General features: G+C 28.5%; 22 protein-coding genes. 2 read left to right on the forward strand and 20 right to left on the reverse strand.

Annotated features, from left to right (window positions below):
• Positions 1-5: 5 nt before the first annotated feature.
• From ABI549_RS01925 to ABI549_RS02015, 19 genes are all read right to left on the reverse strand, one after another.
• Entirely contained in the window at positions 6-557 is a 552-nt protein-coding gene (locus ABI549_RS01925) for an NAD(P)H-dependent oxidoreductase (protein WP_348074757.1), read from the reverse strand.
• Positions 558-568: 11 nt separating this feature from the next.
• A complete protein-coding gene (locus ABI549_RS01930) occupies positions 569-985 on the reverse strand; it encodes an OsmC family protein (RefSeq protein ID WP_348074758.1) in 417 nt (138 codons plus the stop codon).
• A gap of 14 nt (positions 986-999) precedes the next feature.
• The gene (locus tag ABI549_RS01935; protein WP_348074759.1) at positions 1,000-1,344 is read right to left on the reverse strand and encodes a hypothetical protein; all 345 of its coding nucleotides are present in this window, start codon (positions 1,342-1,344) and stop codon (positions 1,000-1,002) included.
• Between the two features lie 12 nt (positions 1,345-1,356).
• Positions 1,357-1,581: an SHOCT domain-containing protein gene (locus ABI549_RS01940; RefSeq protein WP_348074760.1), complete on the reverse strand. Its 225-nt coding sequence runs from the start codon at positions 1,579-1,581 to the stop codon at positions 1,357-1,359.
• An 11-nt stretch (positions 1,582-1,592) separates the two neighbouring features.
• Positions 1,593-2,066 carry a DNA starvation/stationary phase protection protein gene (locus tag ABI549_RS01945; protein ID WP_348074761.1) on the reverse strand — a complete coding sequence of 158 codons (474 nt, stop codon included), beginning with the start codon at positions 2,064-2,066 and terminating at the stop codon, positions 1,593-1,595.
• Between the two features lie 4 nt (positions 2,067-2,070).
• Positions 2,071-2,325, reverse strand: coding sequence for a DUF892 family protein (locus ABI549_RS01950; protein ID WP_348074762.1), 255 nt, complete (start codon positions 2,323-2,325; stop codon positions 2,071-2,073).
• A 159-nt stretch (positions 2,326-2,484) separates the two neighbouring features.
• On the reverse strand, positions 2,485-2,973 hold the full coding sequence (locus ABI549_RS01955) for a response regulator (protein WP_348074763.1): 489 nt from the start codon (positions 2,971-2,973) through the stop codon (positions 2,485-2,487).
• A gap of 13 nt (positions 2,974-2,986) precedes the next feature.
• Positions 2,987-3,136, reverse strand: a complete 150-nt coding sequence (locus tag ABI549_RS01960) for a hypothetical protein (RefSeq protein WP_348074764.1) — start codon at positions 3,134-3,136, stop codon at positions 2,987-2,989.
• A gap of 3 nt (positions 3,137-3,139) precedes the next feature.
• On the reverse strand, positions 3,140-5,521 hold the full coding sequence (locus tag ABI549_RS01965; RefSeq protein WP_348074765.1) for a glycosyltransferase: 2,382 nt from the start codon (positions 5,519-5,521) through the stop codon (positions 3,140-3,142).
• Position 5,522: 1 nt separating this feature from the next.
• Positions 5,523-6,557, reverse strand: coding sequence for a pesticidal protein Cry7Aa (locus tag ABI549_RS01970; protein ID WP_348074766.1), 1,035 nt, complete (start codon positions 6,555-6,557; stop codon positions 5,523-5,525).
• Between the two features lie 189 nt (positions 6,558-6,746).
• The gene (locus tag ABI549_RS01975) at positions 6,747-7,421 is read right to left on the reverse strand and encodes a hypothetical protein (RefSeq protein ID WP_348074767.1); all 675 of its coding nucleotides are present in this window, start codon (positions 7,419-7,421) and stop codon (positions 6,747-6,749) included.
• A gap of 184 nt (positions 7,422-7,605) precedes the next feature.
• Positions 7,606-9,111, reverse strand: coding sequence for a thrombospondin type 3 repeat-containing protein (locus ABI549_RS01980; RefSeq protein WP_348074768.1), 1,506 nt, complete (start codon positions 9,109-9,111; stop codon positions 7,606-7,608).
• A 337-nt stretch (positions 9,112-9,448) separates the two neighbouring features.
• Positions 9,449-10,504 carry an AI-2E family transporter gene (locus ABI549_RS01985; protein WP_348074769.1) on the reverse strand — a complete coding sequence of 352 codons (1,056 nt, stop codon included), beginning with the start codon at positions 10,502-10,504 and terminating at the stop codon, positions 9,449-9,451.
• Between the two features lie 3 nt (positions 10,505-10,507).
• A complete protein-coding gene (locus ABI549_RS01990; protein WP_348074770.1) occupies positions 10,508-13,012 on the reverse strand; it encodes a cation-translocating P-type ATPase in 2,505 nt (834 codons plus the stop codon).
• 104 nt (positions 13,013-13,116) lie between these two features.
• A complete protein-coding gene (locus tag ABI549_RS01995; protein ID WP_348074771.1) occupies positions 13,117-13,551 on the reverse strand; it encodes a response regulator in 435 nt (144 codons plus the stop codon).
• Positions 13,538-16,216, reverse strand: a complete 2,679-nt coding sequence (locus ABI549_RS02000; RefSeq protein WP_348074772.1) for a PAS domain S-box protein — start codon at positions 16,214-16,216, stop codon at positions 13,538-13,540. Before ABI549_RS02000 ends, ABI549_RS01995 begins: the two co-directional genes overlap by 14 nt.
• Before the next feature lie 14 nt (positions 16,217-16,230).
• Positions 16,231-16,776, reverse strand: coding sequence for an AraC family transcriptional regulator (locus tag ABI549_RS02005; protein WP_348074785.1), 546 nt, complete (start codon positions 16,774-16,776; stop codon positions 16,231-16,233).
• A gap of 104 nt (positions 16,777-16,880) precedes the next feature.
• Positions 16,881-17,420 (reverse strand): AraC family transcriptional regulator, encoded by a 540-nt coding sequence (locus tag ABI549_RS02010; protein WP_348074773.1) that lies wholly within the window; start codon positions 17,418-17,420, stop codon positions 16,881-16,883.
• Positions 17,421-17,485: 65 nt separating this feature from the next.
• Entirely contained in the window at positions 17,486-17,827 is a 342-nt protein-coding gene (locus ABI549_RS02015) for a cupin domain-containing protein (RefSeq protein WP_348074774.1), read from the reverse strand.
• 615 nt (positions 17,828-18,442) lie between these two features.
• On the opposite strand from ABI549_RS02015, the gene ABI549_RS02020 reads away from it, so the two are divergent.
• Positions 18,443-18,880, forward strand: coding sequence for a hypothetical protein (locus ABI549_RS02020; RefSeq protein ID WP_348074775.1), 438 nt, complete (start codon positions 18,443-18,445; stop codon positions 18,878-18,880).
• A 22-nt stretch (positions 18,881-18,902) separates the two neighbouring features.
• Here the strand turns inward: ABI549_RS02020 and ABI549_RS02025 are convergent, their stop codons facing one another.
• Positions 18,903-19,589 carry a Crp/Fnr family transcriptional regulator gene (locus ABI549_RS02025; RefSeq protein ID WP_348074776.1) on the reverse strand — a complete coding sequence of 229 codons (687 nt, stop codon included), beginning with the start codon at positions 19,587-19,589 and terminating at the stop codon, positions 18,903-18,905.
• A gap of 112 nt (positions 19,590-19,701) precedes the next feature.
• Here ABI549_RS02025 and ABI549_RS02030 point away from each other — a divergent pair, with 112 nt between their 5' ends.
• A complete protein-coding gene (locus ABI549_RS02030; RefSeq protein WP_348074777.1) occupies positions 19,702-20,640 on the forward strand; it encodes a universal stress protein in 939 nt (312 codons plus the stop codon).
• Positions 20,641-20,751 lie beyond the last annotated feature (111 nt).

The raw sequence follows: 20,751 nt of genomic DNA on the forward strand, positions 1-20,751 counted from the left end.
GTAGATTATTTTTTATCTGAATCAATATATTTAAAAATCTCATCTATAAAAATTTTAGCAAATACATCCATTTCTTTTTTGTTTGTTGGATTTCCAAAATCATCAAATTTTTCTTGAACTTTAGATACTGGAAAGTTTTTAGAAATACAAATTGCTCCTATTTTCCAAAAAATAAATTCTAAGTGTGTTAATGCTTGCAAACCACCAAAATCTCCAGATGAAGCTGTAGCAAAAGCAACAGTTTTTTTCTGCCATTCCTCATATAATAAATCGACAACATTTTTTAAACTAGCAGGAATACTTCCATTATATTCTGGGGAAACAATAATAATTGCATCAGATGCAATTATTTTATTTTTGAATTCAAGTGCTTCTAAACTTGGTGATTTTTGATTCTTTAATCTTTCTTCAAAAATTGGAAAATTATATTGTTTTAAATCTAAAATCTCAACAGTTGCTAATCCCTTTTTTTCAAGGTATTTCTGAAAAAAAAGTGCTACATTATGACTTTTCCTTCCTATTCTCACGCTAGATGATATGATTGAAATATGATACATTTTTGGATTTTTTAAATTTCAAGATGAACTTCAGAAGTTATAGGAATATTCAATACTTTAGAAATTAAACAATTCTTCTCGGCATCTTTAGTGATTGTTGCAAATTCTTCTGCATTAATACCAAGAACAACACCAGAAATATTTAAATGAATTCCAGTAATACTTAACCCTTCCATTGTTAGAGTTGCTTGAGTATCTAATTTATTTGCAGTAATTCCTTTTGCATTAAGCATTGAGGAAACTGCCATTGTAAAGCAACCTGCATGTGCTGCTGCTAATAATTCTTCAGGATTTGTACCTTTTTCTCCTTCTTCAAAACGTGTTTTGAAACTATAATTCGTGTTTTCTAGAACACCACTTTGAGTAGATAATGTTCCCTTTCCTTCTTTGAGGTTTCCCTCCCAATGTGCTTTTGCAGTTCTTATCATGATTTTTTCTTAATTTATTGTCCTTTATCTTCTTCTAGGTTATTATGATTATCTCCTCCAATACTATAAGAGTTATTTTCTTCGTCCTCACTTCCTATATTTTCTTGATCATCATCGAGTTCAGACCCTGGAATATCTAAATCACTACCAGATTTATCTTGATTAAAATTTTTCTCATTCCAAGTAGGAATTTTATCAATTTTAATTATTTCTTTCTTTTTAGAAATATTTTCTGGATCTATATCAAATTCTTTATCAAATTTGTTATAAATATCTTCACTTTCAGGATACTTAGGATAACCATCTTTATTTTCTAACTGTTCATTTGCTGCTTTCGGAAATTTTTCTTTCTTTTTCATTTTTATAAAAATTTAAGTTTTTTTCAATTCTTCTTCTAGAATTTTTTTCTTATCATAATATTCAGATTCTGTTATTTGTCCATTTGCATATCTTTTTTGCAAAACATCAAAAGCAGTATCTTTTTTACGTCTTTGACCAGGAATATCGTAAGGAATTGCGAAAATCCAAAATAATAAGATTACCCATAAAACCCACCAAATGATATTCATTCCCCAATAATAATTTTCGTAATTCATAATTATATTTTTTAATTTAAATAACGTCTTAATATCCAAGCGATAGTTTCATGCTGTTGCAAAATCCCTGTAAGTAAATCGGCAGTTCCTGCATCGTGACTTTCATCTGTACAAATGTCAATGTCTTTACGTAATTCGGCAATTAGTATTTCATGATCTGATAAAAGCTCCGAAATCATGGCTTCTTGAACAGGATATTTGTTTGGATGTTCTACAATTCGAGAAAGCAAAGTAAACTCATTCATTGTCCCAATAGTTTTACCTCCCAATTTGTTTATTCTTTCGGCAACTTCATCTATTACTTGTTCTAATTCTGAATACTGTTTTTCGAATAGTTTGTGTAATTCCATAAAACTTTCTCCAGCAACATTCCAATGAAACTTTCTTGTTTTAATATACAAAGTCATCTCATCAGAGAGAATTACGGATAGTAAATTGATGTTTTTGTGCAAATGCACTTCGGATATTCCAATTTTTGGTATCATATTTTTAAGGTTCTAAAGGTTGATTTATACTGGTGAAAAGTTCTTCTAATCGTAACAAATGTTCTTGCGTAAATTTTAAATGAATAGTTAATGCTTTAACAATTTCGGGTGACTTCGCATCTAAGATCATTTTAGGTAATGATAGATTTAACCTCTTTTCTGAGTTATAAATTGTCATTAATTCATCAACAAAAACATTGCAATTATCGCTTGAAACATCATTGTTAGTTTTCGATAAAATATGATTGTTTATTGTCATTGTTTTTTATTTTTCATTAAAGAATTAGACTATTTATTTTCTAAATTTTGTTGGTATTTATTTTTACAGCAACATTTACATTAATACAAAGTTGTTACAATCAAAGAGTTAATTTGTTATACAACTATTTGATAATGTTATAATATTCGTAGATTTTTATTAGATTGTTTGCATTCCTAAAAAAACCAAAACTCCTACAACCACAAACAAGAAAATTAAGTAAATAAAAAACTGACTTACACCATATCTCAGTTCTAAATATTTTACTGGATAAGTAATTACTTCAAAAATTGTAGCACTTAATTTCTTTTTTATTCCTTTCTCTTTCAACAAGTACCCATCACCTTCTTTTTTATGTAGATCAATCGCATTGCCAATATCCTCATTATTAGAAAGGATTATTACTTTTGTTTTTTGATTGATATTCTTTATAAAATTGACAATTTTAGTACCCTCATCTCCAAAATAATCATAATCTAATACGACTATACTAGTGTTTTCATCTACTTTTGATAATGCTTTAACAGAATCTGTGAAAGTGGAAATATTAAAAATAGTTCCGAATCTTTTTTCAAGAAATTGATGTAATTTCAATGAATTTTCTAGGTTATCTTCGACGATAAATAGGTTTTTTGTTTGATTTATCATAATATATAATTATTTAAAATGAATCGTTATCTCCAAATTCATTCAATTTTTTTTTAATTGTTTGTTTAGAATTATCAGATTTTGTTTTAGAATTTGAAGCCTCTATTTTTTTCTTAATATCACTTTTTTTAGGCGCTATTATATGTTGTTTTTTAATTGCCATAACTTATATTTTTGAGGTTATTAGTGGATTTAAAAGATTTGATTTCGAATAATTGTGAGTTTTTATTTTTATTTTATCTTTAAGATATTTTTCAATAGTTAATCTTGCCATGAGGTAACTTACTGTCGATTCTGCTCCTTGATTTAAATTGATGTAGGTGTCTTCTAAACCATCATAACAACCACCCGTACAAGGATTATATATAATTTGGTTTAAATGATTTTGACCTAAAAACCAGTTGAAAGCTATTTCCATTTTTTGCAGATAATCTTCTTCATGAAAAGCATCATAAAATTTACTTAATGCTATTATCGAATAAGACACATCTATGGGTTGTTCTCCTCCTATTTTTTCCTGATGTAGTTCGTTATTATTGTGTAACCACCCTTTATTAGAAACCACCTTTATAACATTATTTTTGAATATTTTAGACAATAAAAAATCGAATGAAGCTCTAGCAATTTCTTTATAAACCTGATTACCAGTAGCTAGAAAAGCACACAACATCGCTTCTGGTAAAATGCTGTTTCCATAGGTCAAATAACTTTCAAACCAATGCCAATTTTCATCATTTTCGTGCTTATACATTTGCACTAGTTTATCTGATAAATGCTTCAAAATATTTACATTATCTTCAGAATAATTTTTAGTATTATTGTAATAAATTCCTTTTATTATAAATGCCATGGCTCGTGGCGAATGAATTTTGCAAACATTACCCAATGATAACTGCAATGTTTTTTTAGCATTCTCAGCTAATTCATCTGGTAATAAATCACTTATTGAAACCAAATATCCTAATGCCCAAATGGCTCTCCCGTTAGAATCGGCAAGATTTTCGGAGTTTTGTTTTGTGAATTTTTTGTTTTCATCTACATAATTCAAAAAATAGCCTTCTGCTTGTAAGCAAAATTTAATAAAATTGAAAAACTTATCAATATAGACTAAATCATTTTCACTTTTTTCTAGTTCAAAATGTTGACACATAGCGACTAACGCACGGGCATTATCATCTAGTGTATAGCCAGAATTAATATCAGGCTGATTGATTACAGAAAACTGAATCATTCCAAATTTTGTTGTTAAATCTTTAAAATGATTTAGATTTATTTCTGGAACTTTATAATGCAATTTAATTTCTTCATTACTTACTTTTTTAAATAAAAGCGCATGAGCAATTGCTGAATTTTCCCAAGCAGTTGGCGCTAGTTTATGAATCCCATTAGCAGAAATATTTTTTCGAAGTTGCTCATCATCTAACAAATGATTGACTTGTTCTGCTAATTGTATTGGATTTTCGAAATCGATAATTATACCTGTTCCGTTTTCTAAAACTTCGACAGCATGTGGAATGGGTGTCGAAATAATTGGGCAACCGCAACTAATTGCATACGAAAAGGTTCCGGAAACCGCTTGGTTTCTATCTTTTGAAGTGAATAAATAAATATCTGTTAGTTGCAAGTATTCAAGTAATTCGTTTAATGGCAAATAATTATTGATAAACTTTACATTTCTATTCAGTTGTAAAGCCGTGATTCTTGCTTCAAGGTTTTCACGATATTTTTCTCCTTCCTTTTTTACGACAGTAGGATGTGTTTTTCCAATTACTAAAAACAATACCTCTGGATGTTTCTTTACAATTGTTCGTAAAGCATTTATAGAAGTTTCGATACATTTTCCAGAACTTAATAATCCAAAAGTTGAAATTATTTTTCTTCCAGCAACACCATATTTTTCTTTTAAAACATCTTTATTTGAATGTTCTACTAAATGTGTTCCATGAGGAATTACTGAAATTTTATCCTGATTAATCTGATAATCTTCAACTAATAGTTTTGATGAAGCATTTGTCATTACAATAAATGAATTGGTGCAATTGTCTATCTCTTGCAACATCTTTTGTTCTGTTAAACTAGGATTAGGCAAAACTGTATGAAAAACAACAACAATAGGTTTGTTTAATGATTTTAAGAATTGAATAAAATCCTCTTCATTTGTTCTAAATAACCCAAATTCATGTTGAATTAGAACCATCGAAATATTTTCATTTTCGTTGATATCTTCTGCTAATTCTAGATATGAATTTTGATTATCGGTTTCTAAAACATAATTTACTTCGTTTGAATAATTATGCTTTTCGAATTCAGATTCTAAAGCACAAACTTTGATCTTGAAAGATTGTTGAAATTTGTTGTTTAATGCCTTAATTAAATCTTCGGAATAAGTAGCAATGCCACATTCGCGAGGCGGATATGATGTAATAAATAAAACTTCAGACAAACTATTTTCATTTTTCTGAATATTAGATTTAAAATGAGAACTGTTTTTAAACTGTTTCTTTGTTGAAAATTCATTTCGATTGGGATTTTTTACTTTAGTTCTCATTTTATTTTAGATTAAGCATTAACTCTGATAATAATTCTGATAAGGAGACAGATGCACAAGCAATTCTTTCGTCTGCAGCACCGTAATAAATATATAATTTATCATCAAAGACTACTGCACCTGTTGGAAAACACACGTTATTTACTTCCCCTTTTAGTTCCCATACATATTCTGGTTTGAACAATGGATACGGCAATCGTGCAATTTCTTTTTGAGGGTTTTCTAAATCTAAAAGTGCTGCACAAGCAGAATAAACATAACCGTTTAAGCTATCTTTTACGCCGTGATATATTAACAACCATCCTAACTCTGTTTCAATTGGGGGACAACCTCCACCTAAGTAACTTATCTCATGGTCATATTTTGGCGAAAGCAATACAAACTCATCAAAATGAAGAAAGTAGTTTTTCCAAAAAGAGATTGTTAAATCTTCTAAAGAATCTATACCAACAACAATCTGAATTTCTGGACGTATGCGATGCATAAAAAAGAATTTATCATTTATCTTCCTTGGAAATAAAATTATATTCTTATCCCAAACGAGCATTTTTATACCATCTTTTTCAACAATTCCTTCATGCTGGTTGTAACGAAAATATTTAGAATTAATAGCTGTGTTTGTTTGAGATAATTTATTAAATTCTTCATATGTTATCTGCGGAACCAAAATTCCTTTTTTTTGAAAATGAATTAAATCAATCGAAGTTGCTAAACATCCTAGTGCATTTACACCATCATAAGCTGTATATGTTAAATAGTATAAATTATCAATTTTTACTAATCTTGGATCTTCAATACCTTGAGATTCATAATCAAATTCGGGGACTAAAATTGGTTTATAGTATCGATTATCTATTTGTAATGGTCCTTTTAATTTACAATAACCTATACTAGAATGATTTCCTTTATGTACCGCTCGATAAAATAGATGAACAAAATCACCTTCTCTAATAGCCGCAGGATTTAAAACACCTTCATTTTCAAAATTTAATTCTGTTTTTTCTAAAATAATTCCTTCTTTTTTAACATTTAACATCGCTAATCATTTAAAAATTAATTACTTGTAAATAATTATAAAGATCCATTTAATAAGGTTAAAAAAGTTATAGAACTATTTCAATAGTTTATAATATTGCTAGATTTTGCTGAAAATTTTACTGAATTAAAAACAAAAAAATGGCAATCATTTCTAATTGCCATTTTCCTTTGAACTAATAATTACTATTTATTCTTTAGCTTCTTGGTTTTCTCTACTTTTTGCTCCTATTCTGTTTAACTTAAACATTGGTGCTAATTTTACTTTAATAACAGCAATTTTTCTGTTGTCTTCGGAAGATAGACCTTCTTTTTCAACAGTATTTTTTCTACTGTCTAATGCTTCATACATTAATTTTATTTCGTCGTAATCTTCTCTAGTAAAGTTAGCTTTATTGTCTTTATAAGATTGGAAAAAATTATCATAAACTTTAAGAATATTGTCTTTATTTACCCAAGCAAAACTCATATCATTACCTATTTTTCCTGCTCCAAATAATCTATCTCTTAATATTTGTGATGAATTTGGTTTTACTGGTTCAACAACTGGTTTAGCTAATGCAGCAACTTTATACTCATCATATCTTGCATTAGAAGCATCTAGTTTTTCTTGAGATTTTGTTTTTGAATCTTGATCAAGCCCTTCCAAGGCATCTTTCGCGTTTGTATTTTTAGTTTCAAAATCTTCAGAAATTTTACCCCAATTAGCTTCTCTATCTTCTGCAGATACAACTTTTAAAGAATCTACAAAACTTTCTAATTCGCTAATTCGTTTGTCAGCCATTTCTTTTTCTTTATTTTTACAAGAAACCATTCCTAATAGAATCATTGAAAATAATCCGAGCTTTAATACATTTTTTTTCATAATAATTAAGTTTAAATATATTTAATTAAGTTTAAATATTTAATGTAAATCTAGCCCGTCAGGGCTCTTAAAATGTTATATAATTTGTTATTTTAGTTATATAATTATGATGGAATACAAAGATGGCTGCCAAAAAATTGACAGCCATCTTAACCAAAAACAAAACTAATTCTAACTTTTATTTTTAATAATTTGTTTTTAACTCTACTCTACGATTTTTAGCTTTACCTAATGTAGTTTTATTACTAGCAACAGGTTTAGTCTCCCCAAAACCAATAGCTTTTAATCTTGCATCTTCAATTCCTTTTCCAATTAAATATTGTTTTACCGAATCAGAACGTTTTTGAGATAAAGTCATATTAAAATCATCTGCACCAACACTATCAGTATGTCCTTCAATGGTTAAACTAGCTCCCTCATATTTGTATAATATTTTTGCTAATTCATCTAATTGTGATAATGAAGCAACTTTTAGTTTATCAGAATTATTCTCGAAGAAAATTTTACTTCCTATATAAGTAATTCTAACAATGTCAGCTTTTGCAATTTCGGGACAACCTTTGTTTTCTGAAGTTCCTTTTGTATTAGGACAACGGTCATCCATATCTGCAATTCCATCTCCGTCAGTATCTGGACAACCTTTTAGAGCAATAACACCTGCTACATTTGGACATCGATCCATATCATCCATAACACCATCATTATCGCTATCTATTGCACAACCGTTTATATCAACTCTAGTTCCAGGTTTTGTATTGGCACATTTGTCATCAATATCTGCAACGCCATCATTATCAGCATCTGGACAACCTTTTAGAGAAATTTTTCCTGCTTGATTAGGACATCTATCATTGGCATCTGCAACACCATCTCCGTCAGCATCTGGGCAACCGTTTAAGGCTTGTGATCCTGCTTGGTCTGGACAATTGTCTAAATAATCATAAACGCCATCATTATCTTTATCTAAAGGACAACCTTTTTTGTCTACTACTACTCCAGCTGGAGTTTCTGGACAATTGTCTTTTTTGTCAGAAACACCATCGTTATCAGAATCTTTTGAGCTTCCAAGGTTGAAAGTTAATCCAACGGTGTGCATAAGGAAATCATCATTTTTTCCAGCAACAACACCATCTCGAGTATCATTGTTTGTAAACATAAAAGTTTCTTGAAGGTTAAGCATGATTACCGGAGATAATCTAAAATTGATACCACCACCTGCTGTTGGTAAAGCATAATCAATTTTTTCTTTGTGAAAGTTAAGTTGATTATCAAAAAGTATAGCTCCAACTCCTCCAAAAACATAAGGTCTTACAATATATTCAGGTGCTGTAAAGTTAAACCTTAAATTAAAAGATGCTGAACTAAAATCGCTTTTGAAACCTGTTGGAGTACCACTTTGATATCCTAAAGTTCCTCGTGTTAATAATATATTCGCATCTAAATATCTTCCTAAATATCTTGAAATAGACAACCCTCCAAGTGCATACATCGTACTATTTGTTTTGTAATAATCATGTCCTAAATCTCCATGGTATTGCATTACTCCTCCATGAAGTCCAATATTCCATTTTTTTTCTTCTGTTTGTGCACTTGATGCTAATGTAAATCCTATACATAAACATAGAAATAGTAATTTCTTACTCATACTATGAGTCTTGTTTTTTTGATGTTCGTAAATCGTTGATTTCATAATCTTGTTATTTATAATTGTTCGGTACAAAGTTCAACTAGACATCAACACTTTATGTTATAGAAATATTGATAAAAGTTGTAATATTCACACAAATAGTATTCGTACTTTATAAAACAAATAATTTTAATATAACAAATTCTGTTTACAGTAAAATACATATTAATTTTAGAGAATAATCAATATACTTTCTAGGGGAAATTTTAATTATAAGCTTTTTTTTGAAGATTGACTTTATGAGGAATAGTAATCTTAAAAAGTTAATGAGTGAATATTTTTACCTTTTGTTTTTAAATAACTTTAGCAATCAATCCTCTTTTCACACCTGTGGAGGGGTTTATTTCTTAAAATATTTTTTTGTTTTTTTGTTTTCAATTTCACCTATTAAAAAACCATAAGGCTTCATTGGCTCAATATGATCACAAACAATTTTGAACATTGCCGTAAGTGGTATGGCAAGAATAATCCCCGGAATTCCCCAAATTAATTCCCCAAGTACTAATGCAATGATTGTAAATAATGAGTTAATTTTAACTTGAGGCCCTAGTATTAACGGTTCAAGAATCCAACCTTGAATAAGCTGTACAATACCATAAACTATTACAATTCCTCCTAATAATTCAAAATTAGCTCCATGAATAGCCGCTACTAAAACCGTTAATGTTGTACCTGTAATATTACCTATAAACGGAACAATTTCTAATAATCCGCAAAGAATAGCAAAAAAAATGGCATTTTGTACTCCTAGAATACTAAAACCTATACCATACATAACCCATAAAAGAAAAATCATTTTAGAAAGTCCCAAGAGATATTGTTGAGAAACCGAAGTTACTTTTTGAATAATTTTTTGCATTTCTTCTTGTTGTGATTTCTCGGTCAGTTTTATTAAAAAAGACTTAATATGATTTCGATAGTATAATAAAAAAACAAAATATACTAGTAATAAAATAAAACTAGATAAGAAGTTAGTTATAGATCCAATCATAATTTGTACCATATTAGCATATGATGGTTGTTCGTTTTTTAAAATTTTATATTGTTGATCAATAGATATGTTAAGGTTATTAAAAATATATTTCTGAATTTGATTTACAGTTTCAATACTTTTTTGTTTTAAAACAGCAACGTCGTTTATAAGCTCCGAAATTTTATATCCTAAAAGTGAAATCAACACAAAAATTAAAAGCAATAATCCTAAAAAGCAAATAAAGACAGCTATTCCTTTTGATAATTTCTTTTTTTCTAACCAATTGCAAAAAGGCAAAAATAAAGTAGCTAAAATTCCTCCTATACATAATGGAATCAAGAAATCTTTAGTAAAATATAATCCTGAAAATATTAAAAAAAGAACTAATAATTTTTTTATAACTGATGTTAATGATATTGTCATAATTTATTTATTTTTTAAATTTCGTTTCCATAATTTCACCAATTCATACCATAAAACTGAAATACTTCCTGCTCCAATTGCTATGAATAATTGATTATTATCTAAATATTCGAAATTGAAAAATTCCCTTAAAGGTTTTACATAAAGTAGTAATCCAGTAATAACAATTGTAATTCCTATAATTGTAGAAACCAAATTATTTTTATATCCTAAAGTAGTAAAAACTGAATAGTAAAAAGACCTGTTAACCAAGGTTAAAAAGATATTAGCCGTTACCAAAACAACAAAAACCATAGTTCTAGTAGTTTCCTCATTAAACTGATTGATTACAGCATACTGATAAATAAATAGAGATCCAATAGTAATCATTAATCCCTGAAAAATACTAGTTGACAATTCTCTCCAATTGAAAAAAGTTGTTGTAAACGGTCTAGGTTTTTGAGACATTGTATTCTTTTCCATGGGCTCATTCTCATAAACAATGGAACAAGTAGGTCCCATAACTAATTCTAAAAAGATGATGTGTATTGGGGAGAAAATATTAGGATATATCCAGCCCAAAGCTAGCGGAATAAACACTGTAAGAATTATAGGGATATGAATAGATATAATAAACTGAATTGCCTTTTTGAGGTTAGAATATATTTTACGACCCATCGCTATTGCACTAACCATATTAGCTAAATCATCATTTATTAAAATTAATGACGCAGCTTCTTTAGCAATTTCAGTGCCTTTTTTACCCATTGCAATACCTATATGTGCAGATTTGAGTGCTGGTCCATCATTTACTCCATCTCCAGTCATTGCTACAATTTCTTTATTATCTTTAAGTGCATTAATTATTTTGAGCTTGGCTTCAGGAAACATTCTAGTAAACAGGTTTATCTGTAAGACTCGTTTTTTTAATTCCTCTTCTGATAATTTCATCAGTTCATCTCCAGAAATACTCTTATCGTATCCTATAAATCCTATTTGCTTGGCAATAGATGAAGTAGTCTCAGCATTATCTCCTGTAATTATTTTTACTATGATTCCGGCTTTATAAAAATGTTGTAAAACGAGATGGATGTTCTTTTTTGGTGGATCATAAAATGCTAATAATCCCTTGAAATCAAATTGAAATTCTTGTTGTGTTTTAGGATAATTTTTACCTTCAAAAATAGCTTTTCCAACCGCCAGAATACGGTAACCTTCTTTAGATAAATCTTTTATGGCTACTATAATTTGTTTTTTATCCGATTCTGAAAGTTTAGCAATTGCTAGAATAGCTTCTGCTCCACCTTTTGAAGCAATAATTTGTTTACCCGATTTATTTTCGAAAATATGAGTCATCATTGGTGGCTTACCCGACAACGGATATTCATGAACCATTTTGTATTGAGAACGTTCGTCTTTTGTTGTTTTTTTTGAATATATTTCATGTAAAGCTACTTCCATTGGATCGAACGGAACAGGTTCGCTTGCCCACATTCCCACTGCAATTAATTCTGCTTCATCCTCAGATAAATCCTGATCTAAACTGGTAATCTTATTCAATTTTAGCGTAAAAACTTTTGCTAAACTCATTGTGTTTTCTGTAATTGTACCTGTTTTATCTATACAAATAACTGTTGCACTTCCTAGGGTTTCGACAGTTTTCATTTGTTTTACAACAATACCTTCCTGCATCATTCTCCAGGCGCCAAGAGCCATAAATGTGGTAAATGCAATAGGAATTTCTTCAGGCAAAATACTCATTGCTAATGTTAATGCTTTAAGTAAACTGTCGAAAATATTATATGAATGAAAATAATTTAAAATCCAAACTATAACAAAAACTATAGCGCCCACAATTGCCATTTTCTTAACAAAATTACCAATCTGAACTTCTAAGGGCGTTTTTTCTTCGGTGATTTCCTCAAGACTTTTACCAATTTTACTTAATTTTGTTTCACTACCAATAGCAGTAATAGTTGCAACTGCTAGTCCACTGGCAACAGTTGTTCCCTGAAAAATGAGGTTGTCTTTTGTGGTTTTATCTTTAGAAACCGAGAGTGATTCACCAGTAAGTATGGCTTCATTTACAGAAAAATCATTTGAATGTATTATTATTCCATCTGCTGAAATTAAAGTACCTTCTTCAATAAGTAAACTATCGCCTAGAACTAATTCTTCGGTTTTAATATCGATTGTTTTTCCTTCTCTTATCACTTTAGAAGTGGGTTTTGTGAAGTTTTTAAGTTTCTCTAAAGCATTACGACTTCTAGAATTTTGATAAGAAGAAATTAGAGAAATAAGGATTATTGCCGATGCTAAAAAAATACCATCAGATATTTTTCCACTGATAAAATAAATAGCCGAAGCTACCAAAAGTAAAATAACCATTGGATCTTTTATAAAGTTCCAAATAGCTTTAAGAAACGAGTTTTCGCTTTTGATTTCAACTACGTTACTACCATATTTACTTCTAGAGGCAATAACTTCAGCTGTTGATAATCCTTTAATATTGAAATTTTTAACCAACATAATTGAAATATTTTTTAAACAAATTTTACTAAAATTACACAAAATTTATTACACAATTCTGATTTAAAGTTGTAAAATTATTTGAATTTATTTCATGAGGTTAGTTACATTCTATCCATATACCAGTTCAATTCTTTTTTCATTTTTTTAAATTCAAAAATGGAAGAAATAATTTTTTGCAAACGGAAAAATGCGGTTTCACTTTTCACTACATAATCAAATGCGTTGTGATGAATACATTCGACAGCTACTTCGATTTTATCTTGACTAGAAAGCATAATTACAGGAATTTCAGCATCCAATTTTTTAATTTCATCTAAAGTTTGTAAACCATTAATTGCTGTTTTCTCAATTCCATCTAAATGAAAATCTAAAATAACAACATCTGGTTTTTTCGATAAATCGGCCAAACAAAGTTCACCTGTTGCAAAAGTTTCTATTTCAAAATCGGCGTGTTCTAGAAATTGAATTTCTAATGATTTCAAGAAAACGGCATCATCATCTACAAGAAAAAGTTTTATTTTGTTATCGTTTTTCATCATTGGGGTTATTAAGGTTAATCAATTCTAATTCAAGTTCTATGCAAGCTTGGGTGCAAACGTTTTCGACGTTTAGAATTAGTTTGTCTAAATCTGCTGAAAGTTCTAATCTACGTGCATATTCTTGAATTTTCAAAGCTATTTCAGTAATTTCAGGATTTATTCCCATAATAGCAAAAGAAGGAATCATTTTATGAATTGTAGCCTCTAAAACATCCCAATTTCTATCTGAAAAACTATTTTTCATAGCTGATATAAGTGGTGGAGTTTGTTTTAAATATACCGTAATAATTTCTGCCATTAATTTAGGATTAGATTTCGTTAATTTGATTAAATAACTCATATCGACATACTTCAATTTATCCATTTTAGCATCTTTACCTACTTCATGCTCAATGATAAGCACTGGTTTTTTTATAATACTAATCAATTTACTATATAATAATCGTTCATCAACAGGTTTAGAAACATAATCATCCATTCCTACTTCTTTACATTTTGCTACATCAATAGTTGTTACATCGGCAGTAAGTGCAATTATTGGAAGAGTTAATTTCATTTTTTTTCTGATATATTCTGTAGCTTCAAAACCATTCATTTCTGGCATTTGTAAATCCATCAGAATAATATCAAATGATTTTTCTTTTAATTTTTCGATGGCAATTTTTCCATTTGAGGCAATTTCACATTCAAATCCAAAATCATCTAATAAGGTTTTCATAAGCAACTGATTCAGTTCCATATCTTCCACTACCAAAATTTTTATATCTTTTACATCTGTATTTAAATCTATAATTTCTGGTTCTATAACTGCTTCTGCATTAGTTTTTTTAAAGTCTAAAATGAAACTAAAAGTGGAACCAACATCAATTGTACTTTCAACATATATTTTCCCTTTTTGCCCTTCTACTAATTGTTTTACGATTGCTAAACCTAAACCTGTTCCTCCAAAAATTCTTGATGTACCGCTAGTTGCTTGTTGAAAATTTTCAAAAACTTTTTCGATTTTTGTGTTTTTAATTCCTATTCCAGTATCGGCTACCGAAAACTTAATGGATACATTATCTTCATTTTCAGAAACTAAACTAACGTTAACCGTAATTTTTCCATTATTGGTAAATTTGATAGCATTACTTAATAAATTTAAAATGATTTGATGTAATCGAACTGGATCTCCAACTAAAACTTCGGGAATATTTTTATCATAATGTGTAACTAATTTTAAGTTTTTCTCTTGAATTTTGGTTTCAAAAAGATGCAACATGGCTTTAATTGATAAATTCAGTTTAAAAGGTATTTTTTCGAAAGTCATTTTTCCTGCATCAACTTTAGCCAAATCTAAAATATCATTAATCAATACAATTAAAGCATCACCACTCATTTTTATAGCGGTTAAATATTCTTTTTGTTTAGCTGTAAGTTCTGTCTTTAGTACCACTTTTGTAAAACCAATAATGGCATTCATTGGTGTACGAATTTCATGACTCATATTTGACAAAAACTGCTGTTTCGATTTCACAGCTTCTTCAGCATTAAAAGTTGCTTTTTCAGCTCTAATTTTTGCTTCTTCTGCTATACTTGTGGCAAGTTCGGCAAATATTTTAGCTTCTGTTAATTGTGTTTCAAGTAATTTTTGTTCTGTAATATCTCTTGCTACTGCGACCGCACCAATTACTTTTCCTTTTTCAGATTTGTAAACAGATCCGTTAAATAATACCTCTGTTAATTTATGGTCTTTGATTGTAAGCGGAAAATCTGCTACAAATCCCTTAGAAAAAATTTCTACATAACCATCTTTTGCTTTACAAGGATTCGTAAAATAATCGATAAAATTAGACCCAATTAAATTTTTCTTAGACACTCCAGTTACATTAACAGTTGCTTCATTAGTATCGGTAATTTTGCCTTTAGGACTTATTGTGAATAATGGATCACGACTTGCTTCGATCAAGCTCAAAGAATATTGTGAAGCCAATTTTAAAGAATTGCTATAATCTTCTAGCTCTTTATTTTCAATAACTCTTTTTTCTTTTTCATCGTTTTGAAATGCTAATTCTTTATCTGCAATGACTAATTCATTTGCACGATTTTGCTTTTCGCTGGTTTGAAATTTTAATTCTTTATTCGCTATGATTAATTCGGCAGCGCGTTTTTCTTTATTTTTATTATTAAGTTTTAATTCTTTATTCGCAATTAATAATTCATTAGCTCTTTTCTCTTTTTCTTCATTTTGAAACGCCAATTTTTTATTTGCAATTACTAATTCTGTCTCACTTTTTTTAGATTTAGAAATATTAATAAACGAAGATAAAGAACAATTTTTTCCTTGATATTGAATCATTTGAACGGAAACTAAAAACCAAAATTGTTCTCCATTTTTATTCTTTAAAATAATTTCTATATTATTAACACCTTCTTTTTTACCTATTTGCAAAAGTATTTTTTCACGAAATTCGGTTGTAATAATACTTATTTGTGAAGAGGTTTTACCTATAATTTCTTGCTTGGTATATCCGAAAAATTTAAGAAAAGATTGGTTTACAAATTGAAATTTTTCGGTTTCAACTTCTAAAACAACCATTCCTATTGCACTATTTTCAAACACATCAAAAAACAAGTCGTCTGATTTGTGCAAATTATTTTTTGATTTTTTTATATTTTCCATTTTATATCTATAAATTATTCACCTATTTCTTCAATTGGATTTCTTCTTTTGTCTTTCATTTGTTTAAAATGAGAAGGCGAAAGTCCGGTAACTTTTTTAAACTGACTAGATAAATGTGCTACACTACTATAACCCATTTTCCATGCTATTTCAGTAATATTTAGTTCTCCATAAATCATCAATTCTTTAATTCGTTCAATTTTATGAGAAATAATAAATTGTTCAATAGTTGTACCTTGAACTTCTGAAAATAAATTGGCTAAATAAGTATAATTGTGATCTAATTTTTCAGCTAAATAATCGGAAAAATTTATTTTGATAACTTCTTCTGAATGATGAATCATTTCGACAATTATATTTTTAATTTTTTCGATTAGAATGGCTTTTTTATCATCCATTAATTCCAAACCTGAAGCAAACAAACCTTGTCTTAGCAGCAATCGTTTTTCCATAGAAATATTTTCCATGATTTCGACAACACCTAAATCGACAACAATAAAATGCAGACCCAATTTTTTTAATTCGTCTCTTACCACCATTTTGCAGCGGTTACTAACCATGTATTTAATATATAGTTTCAAATGAAATCAATTTAGCGATTGATTCAAAGGTGAACCATTTATACTGAATACGGTTATACTTCAGTCAAAAAAAGTTGTACAATTCAGACATTTTCAAGGGCAATTCTTTTTTTATCTTTCAATTGTTTAAAGAAGCTAGGAGTTAAACCTGTCACTTTTTTAAATTGCTTAGATAAGTGGGAGACACTACTATAATTCATTATGTAGGATATTTGGGTAAGATTTAGTTCGTTATAGAGTAATAATTCTTTAACACGTTCAATTTTATGAGCGATAATAAATTGCTCAATGTTAATACCTTTTACTTCGGAAAATATTTTAGAAATATGTGTATAATCTAAACCTAATTTTTCGCTTATATAATCTGAGTAATTTACTTTAGGAAGTTCATCTGTATAGTGAACCATTTCAATTACAACGTTTTTAATTTTTTCAATGAGCATGGCTTTTTTATCGTCCATGAGTTCTAATCCAGACATCAGAAGCATTTTATGCAATTTTTCGCGTTGCACAACTGTTAAGTCTTTCATGATTTCTACAGTTCCTAATTCTAAAATAACATAATGCAACCCTAATTTATCTAAAGCTTCTTTCACTACCATTTTGCAACGGATACTTACCATATATTTGATATAAAGTTTCATTATCTTCAGCTATTTTTGATTAATAAGTATTAATTATTGAACTTTTAATCTTCGTAACCACTTTTAATAATGGTAGACAACATTTTGAACTGAACATTTGCGTTAAAGCAATGTTTGGCGTGTGCGGGAATAATTATTCCTTGACCTAGAGTAAGTTTATGGGTTATTTCGTTAATTATAATTTCGGCAGTGCCGTCTATAATTTGAATATAATTATCAAATGGAGAAGTTTTTTCGGCAAGTTCTTCGCCAGCATCAAAGGAAGAAACGGTTATATTGCCCGTTAGTTTTTTTAAAATAGTTTTACTTAAAACTGCATTCGGTATATACTGAATGATTTCAACGATGATATGTGATTTTTCTTTTTCAACTTCTGAAATTTCCATTTTGTTTTAGCCTCTTTCTTAAACTTCAAATTTCACAATAAGCGATTGCATTGAAAAAGAACTGAGTATTTACAAAGATGATGATAAATATTGGTTAAGCATTTAGATAATGTTAAAAAAAGTTATATAATTCATAGGTTAAAAAAAAAATCTAAAAAATAAATTATTAGATAAAACCATATAAAATAGATTATTAAGTTTTTGGTATTGTTAGCTAAATGTAATAACCGTTTGTTGTTTTCCAGTAATTGAAGTTTATAATGTATTAATAAATCTGAAAAAATGGTTGCCATATTTTACCAACGAAAAACCATAACTAAAACAATTTTTATAAATATTTAGTGAGTAGATACGTTAAAAAACTAAAAGGAAATGACAAGCTTCTTTTTTTTGTTTAGTAGCCACAAAATATTTATCAAACCAGTTTATTAGAAATAAAATAAATATCGCTCTTTAATTTGGTGCGGGATTCATTTCTGATAATTGAACTTATACTAATCTTTACTATAGATTCATTTTTTTTTGAATAAAAAAACTTTTATTAATTGACAATGGTCAACTTTTTTTGATTTTTAATATAATAATATTGCGACTATTATATATAAATATATCATTATGAAAAATATTATTTTCCTTTCAGTTTTACTTTTAACAGTCACAACCGAAACATATTCACAGTCTAAAACAATATCAAAAAGTATAATTAGCAGTTCAGCAGCCGTTAAAAAGTTTTATGAAAAAAGCGAACTAGAATCGCTTCAAAAAGGGGAATTAATCGATTTGTATTTAGAAAGAATTCAAGTAATCGTTGAAAAGCTACCATATATTGCATTAACAACCCGAAGAGGAGTTACAATAAATGATATTGGAATTCCTGATACTATTGAGAACAGCAAACTACTAGATAAACAAAAGCAAACTATAAAAACATTCCTAACAGATACCGAAGATTTTGAAAAAAATCTTACCCCATTTGCTGATAAATCAGATATTATTGATGCTATTTTATTTTATGAAACTATACTTAAAGAATTGAGAATGATTAGGGAATGATGAAATAAAATTAGAGTTAAAATTAAAAACCCTCTGATAAAATAGATAATAATTTATGGTTTGTAATCTCAATAGAGCGACCATTATTAATTAATATATTTTCGTTTTCAAAAAAACCAATAACTCTTACAACTGTTTCTTCGGATGTTTCACTGTATTTTGCGATGTCGGCTTTAGTCATAGTTATTTCAGAAATGTTGTCTTTGTCTTTGTACTTTTCGTTTAAAATAAGTAAAATTAATGCTATTTTTTCTTTGGCCGATTTGTGTGATAATGACGAAATTAGGTTTATCCAAACATTAAATTCATAACTCAGAATTTCTAATAAATTGAATGATAAGTTGGGCGATTTTTTTGTTATTTCAATAAATCTCGTTCCTTCGTACAATTCAATTTGACTATCTTCAAGAAAAATAGCAGTTACAGGATGATTTTCATTACATAATAATGGTCTAAAACCAAAAAACTCTCCAACTGTATAAACATAGACAATTCTAGTTTTTCCATCAGGATTTAATTGTTCAATTTTTACTTTACCGGTTTGCAATCTAAAAACTGCTTTAGGAACCGAACCTTCTTCATATAAAACTTCTCCTTTTTTAAATGATATTATGGTTTTAATATTTTCTAAATCATTAATATAAATATCTTTTACTTTTTCTAAGAGAATACTGCTTTTGAATAAATATTTTGAAAGTTCTAAACTCATAATGTGTTATTTTAATAGGTTGACCACTATCAATATTTAGTTGATAAAGATACTTTAACTTTATAAAATAATAATCAACCGTTGATTAAATAATAATTTCAAAAAAATAATTATGGATTTTAAAATAAACAACATATTAGTACCCACAGATTATTCGGCAAGCGCTAACATTGCCCTTAATGTAGCTATAGAAATGGCTAAACGACATAGTGCAACAATACATTTATTAAATATTGTTGAGCCAATGGTTTTTGGAAAATTTGTTCACGTTGGTGGAGCAGTTATTAATATTCAAAAAGAGATGTTGAAATTATCAGTAAGCAATATGATAATGCACGAAACATCTATAACTAATAATACAATTCTTAAAGTAGTTTCGAATGTGGAAGTGGGATTAGTGGATAGTATTATTGAGGACTATGAGAAAAAGAATAACATTGACATTACAATAATTGGCACACACGGAATTACGGGTTACGACGAAGCTATTTTGGGCTCGACAGCGATGACCATTATTAAAAAATCGAGTTGTCCTGTTTTGAGCATTCCCCCATTTTTTGGTAAAACAAGTTTCAAATCGATACTTTTTCCCGTTCGCTTTGTAGAAGGTATAGAAGAAAAATATGATTATGTAAAACCTATTATCAAAAAAAACGAGGCAAGTATTCATTTACTTGGCGTTTTTGAACCTGAAAATAATGAAGAAATTTATCCTATAACAGAAGAACTTCAAAACATTAAAAGAAAAATTGACTCCAGTGGTTATGTAGTTTCATATCAAGTCTTGAGTAGTACTGATATAGAAAAAACAATTTTAGAAACGGCAAATAATAAGAATTTTGATTTAATAATTATCAATGCAACATTGGATAAAAAATGGTATCATTTATTTTCTGGAAATAGTTTTACCCATAATATCGTAACCCATTCAAAAACACCAGTTTTAAGCATTAAACCTGGAATAACTCAAGAAACGATAGACAACGCATTAAAAGTTGTGTATTCAAGAGCACAACATTATCAACCTTTGAATTTACCGAATACAAATTAACAAATTATGAAAACGTTTACAAAAATTTTAAACATTGTATAGAAATTTATTTTTATAAACTCTAATGCGTAAACCATTGAAATTAAAATATCTGAAATTAGTTAAGAGGTC

Source organism: Flavobacterium sp., assembly GCF_039932285.1.
Taxonomy (GTDB): Bacteria; Bacteroidota; Bacteroidia; order Flavobacteriales; family Flavobacteriaceae; genus Flavobacterium.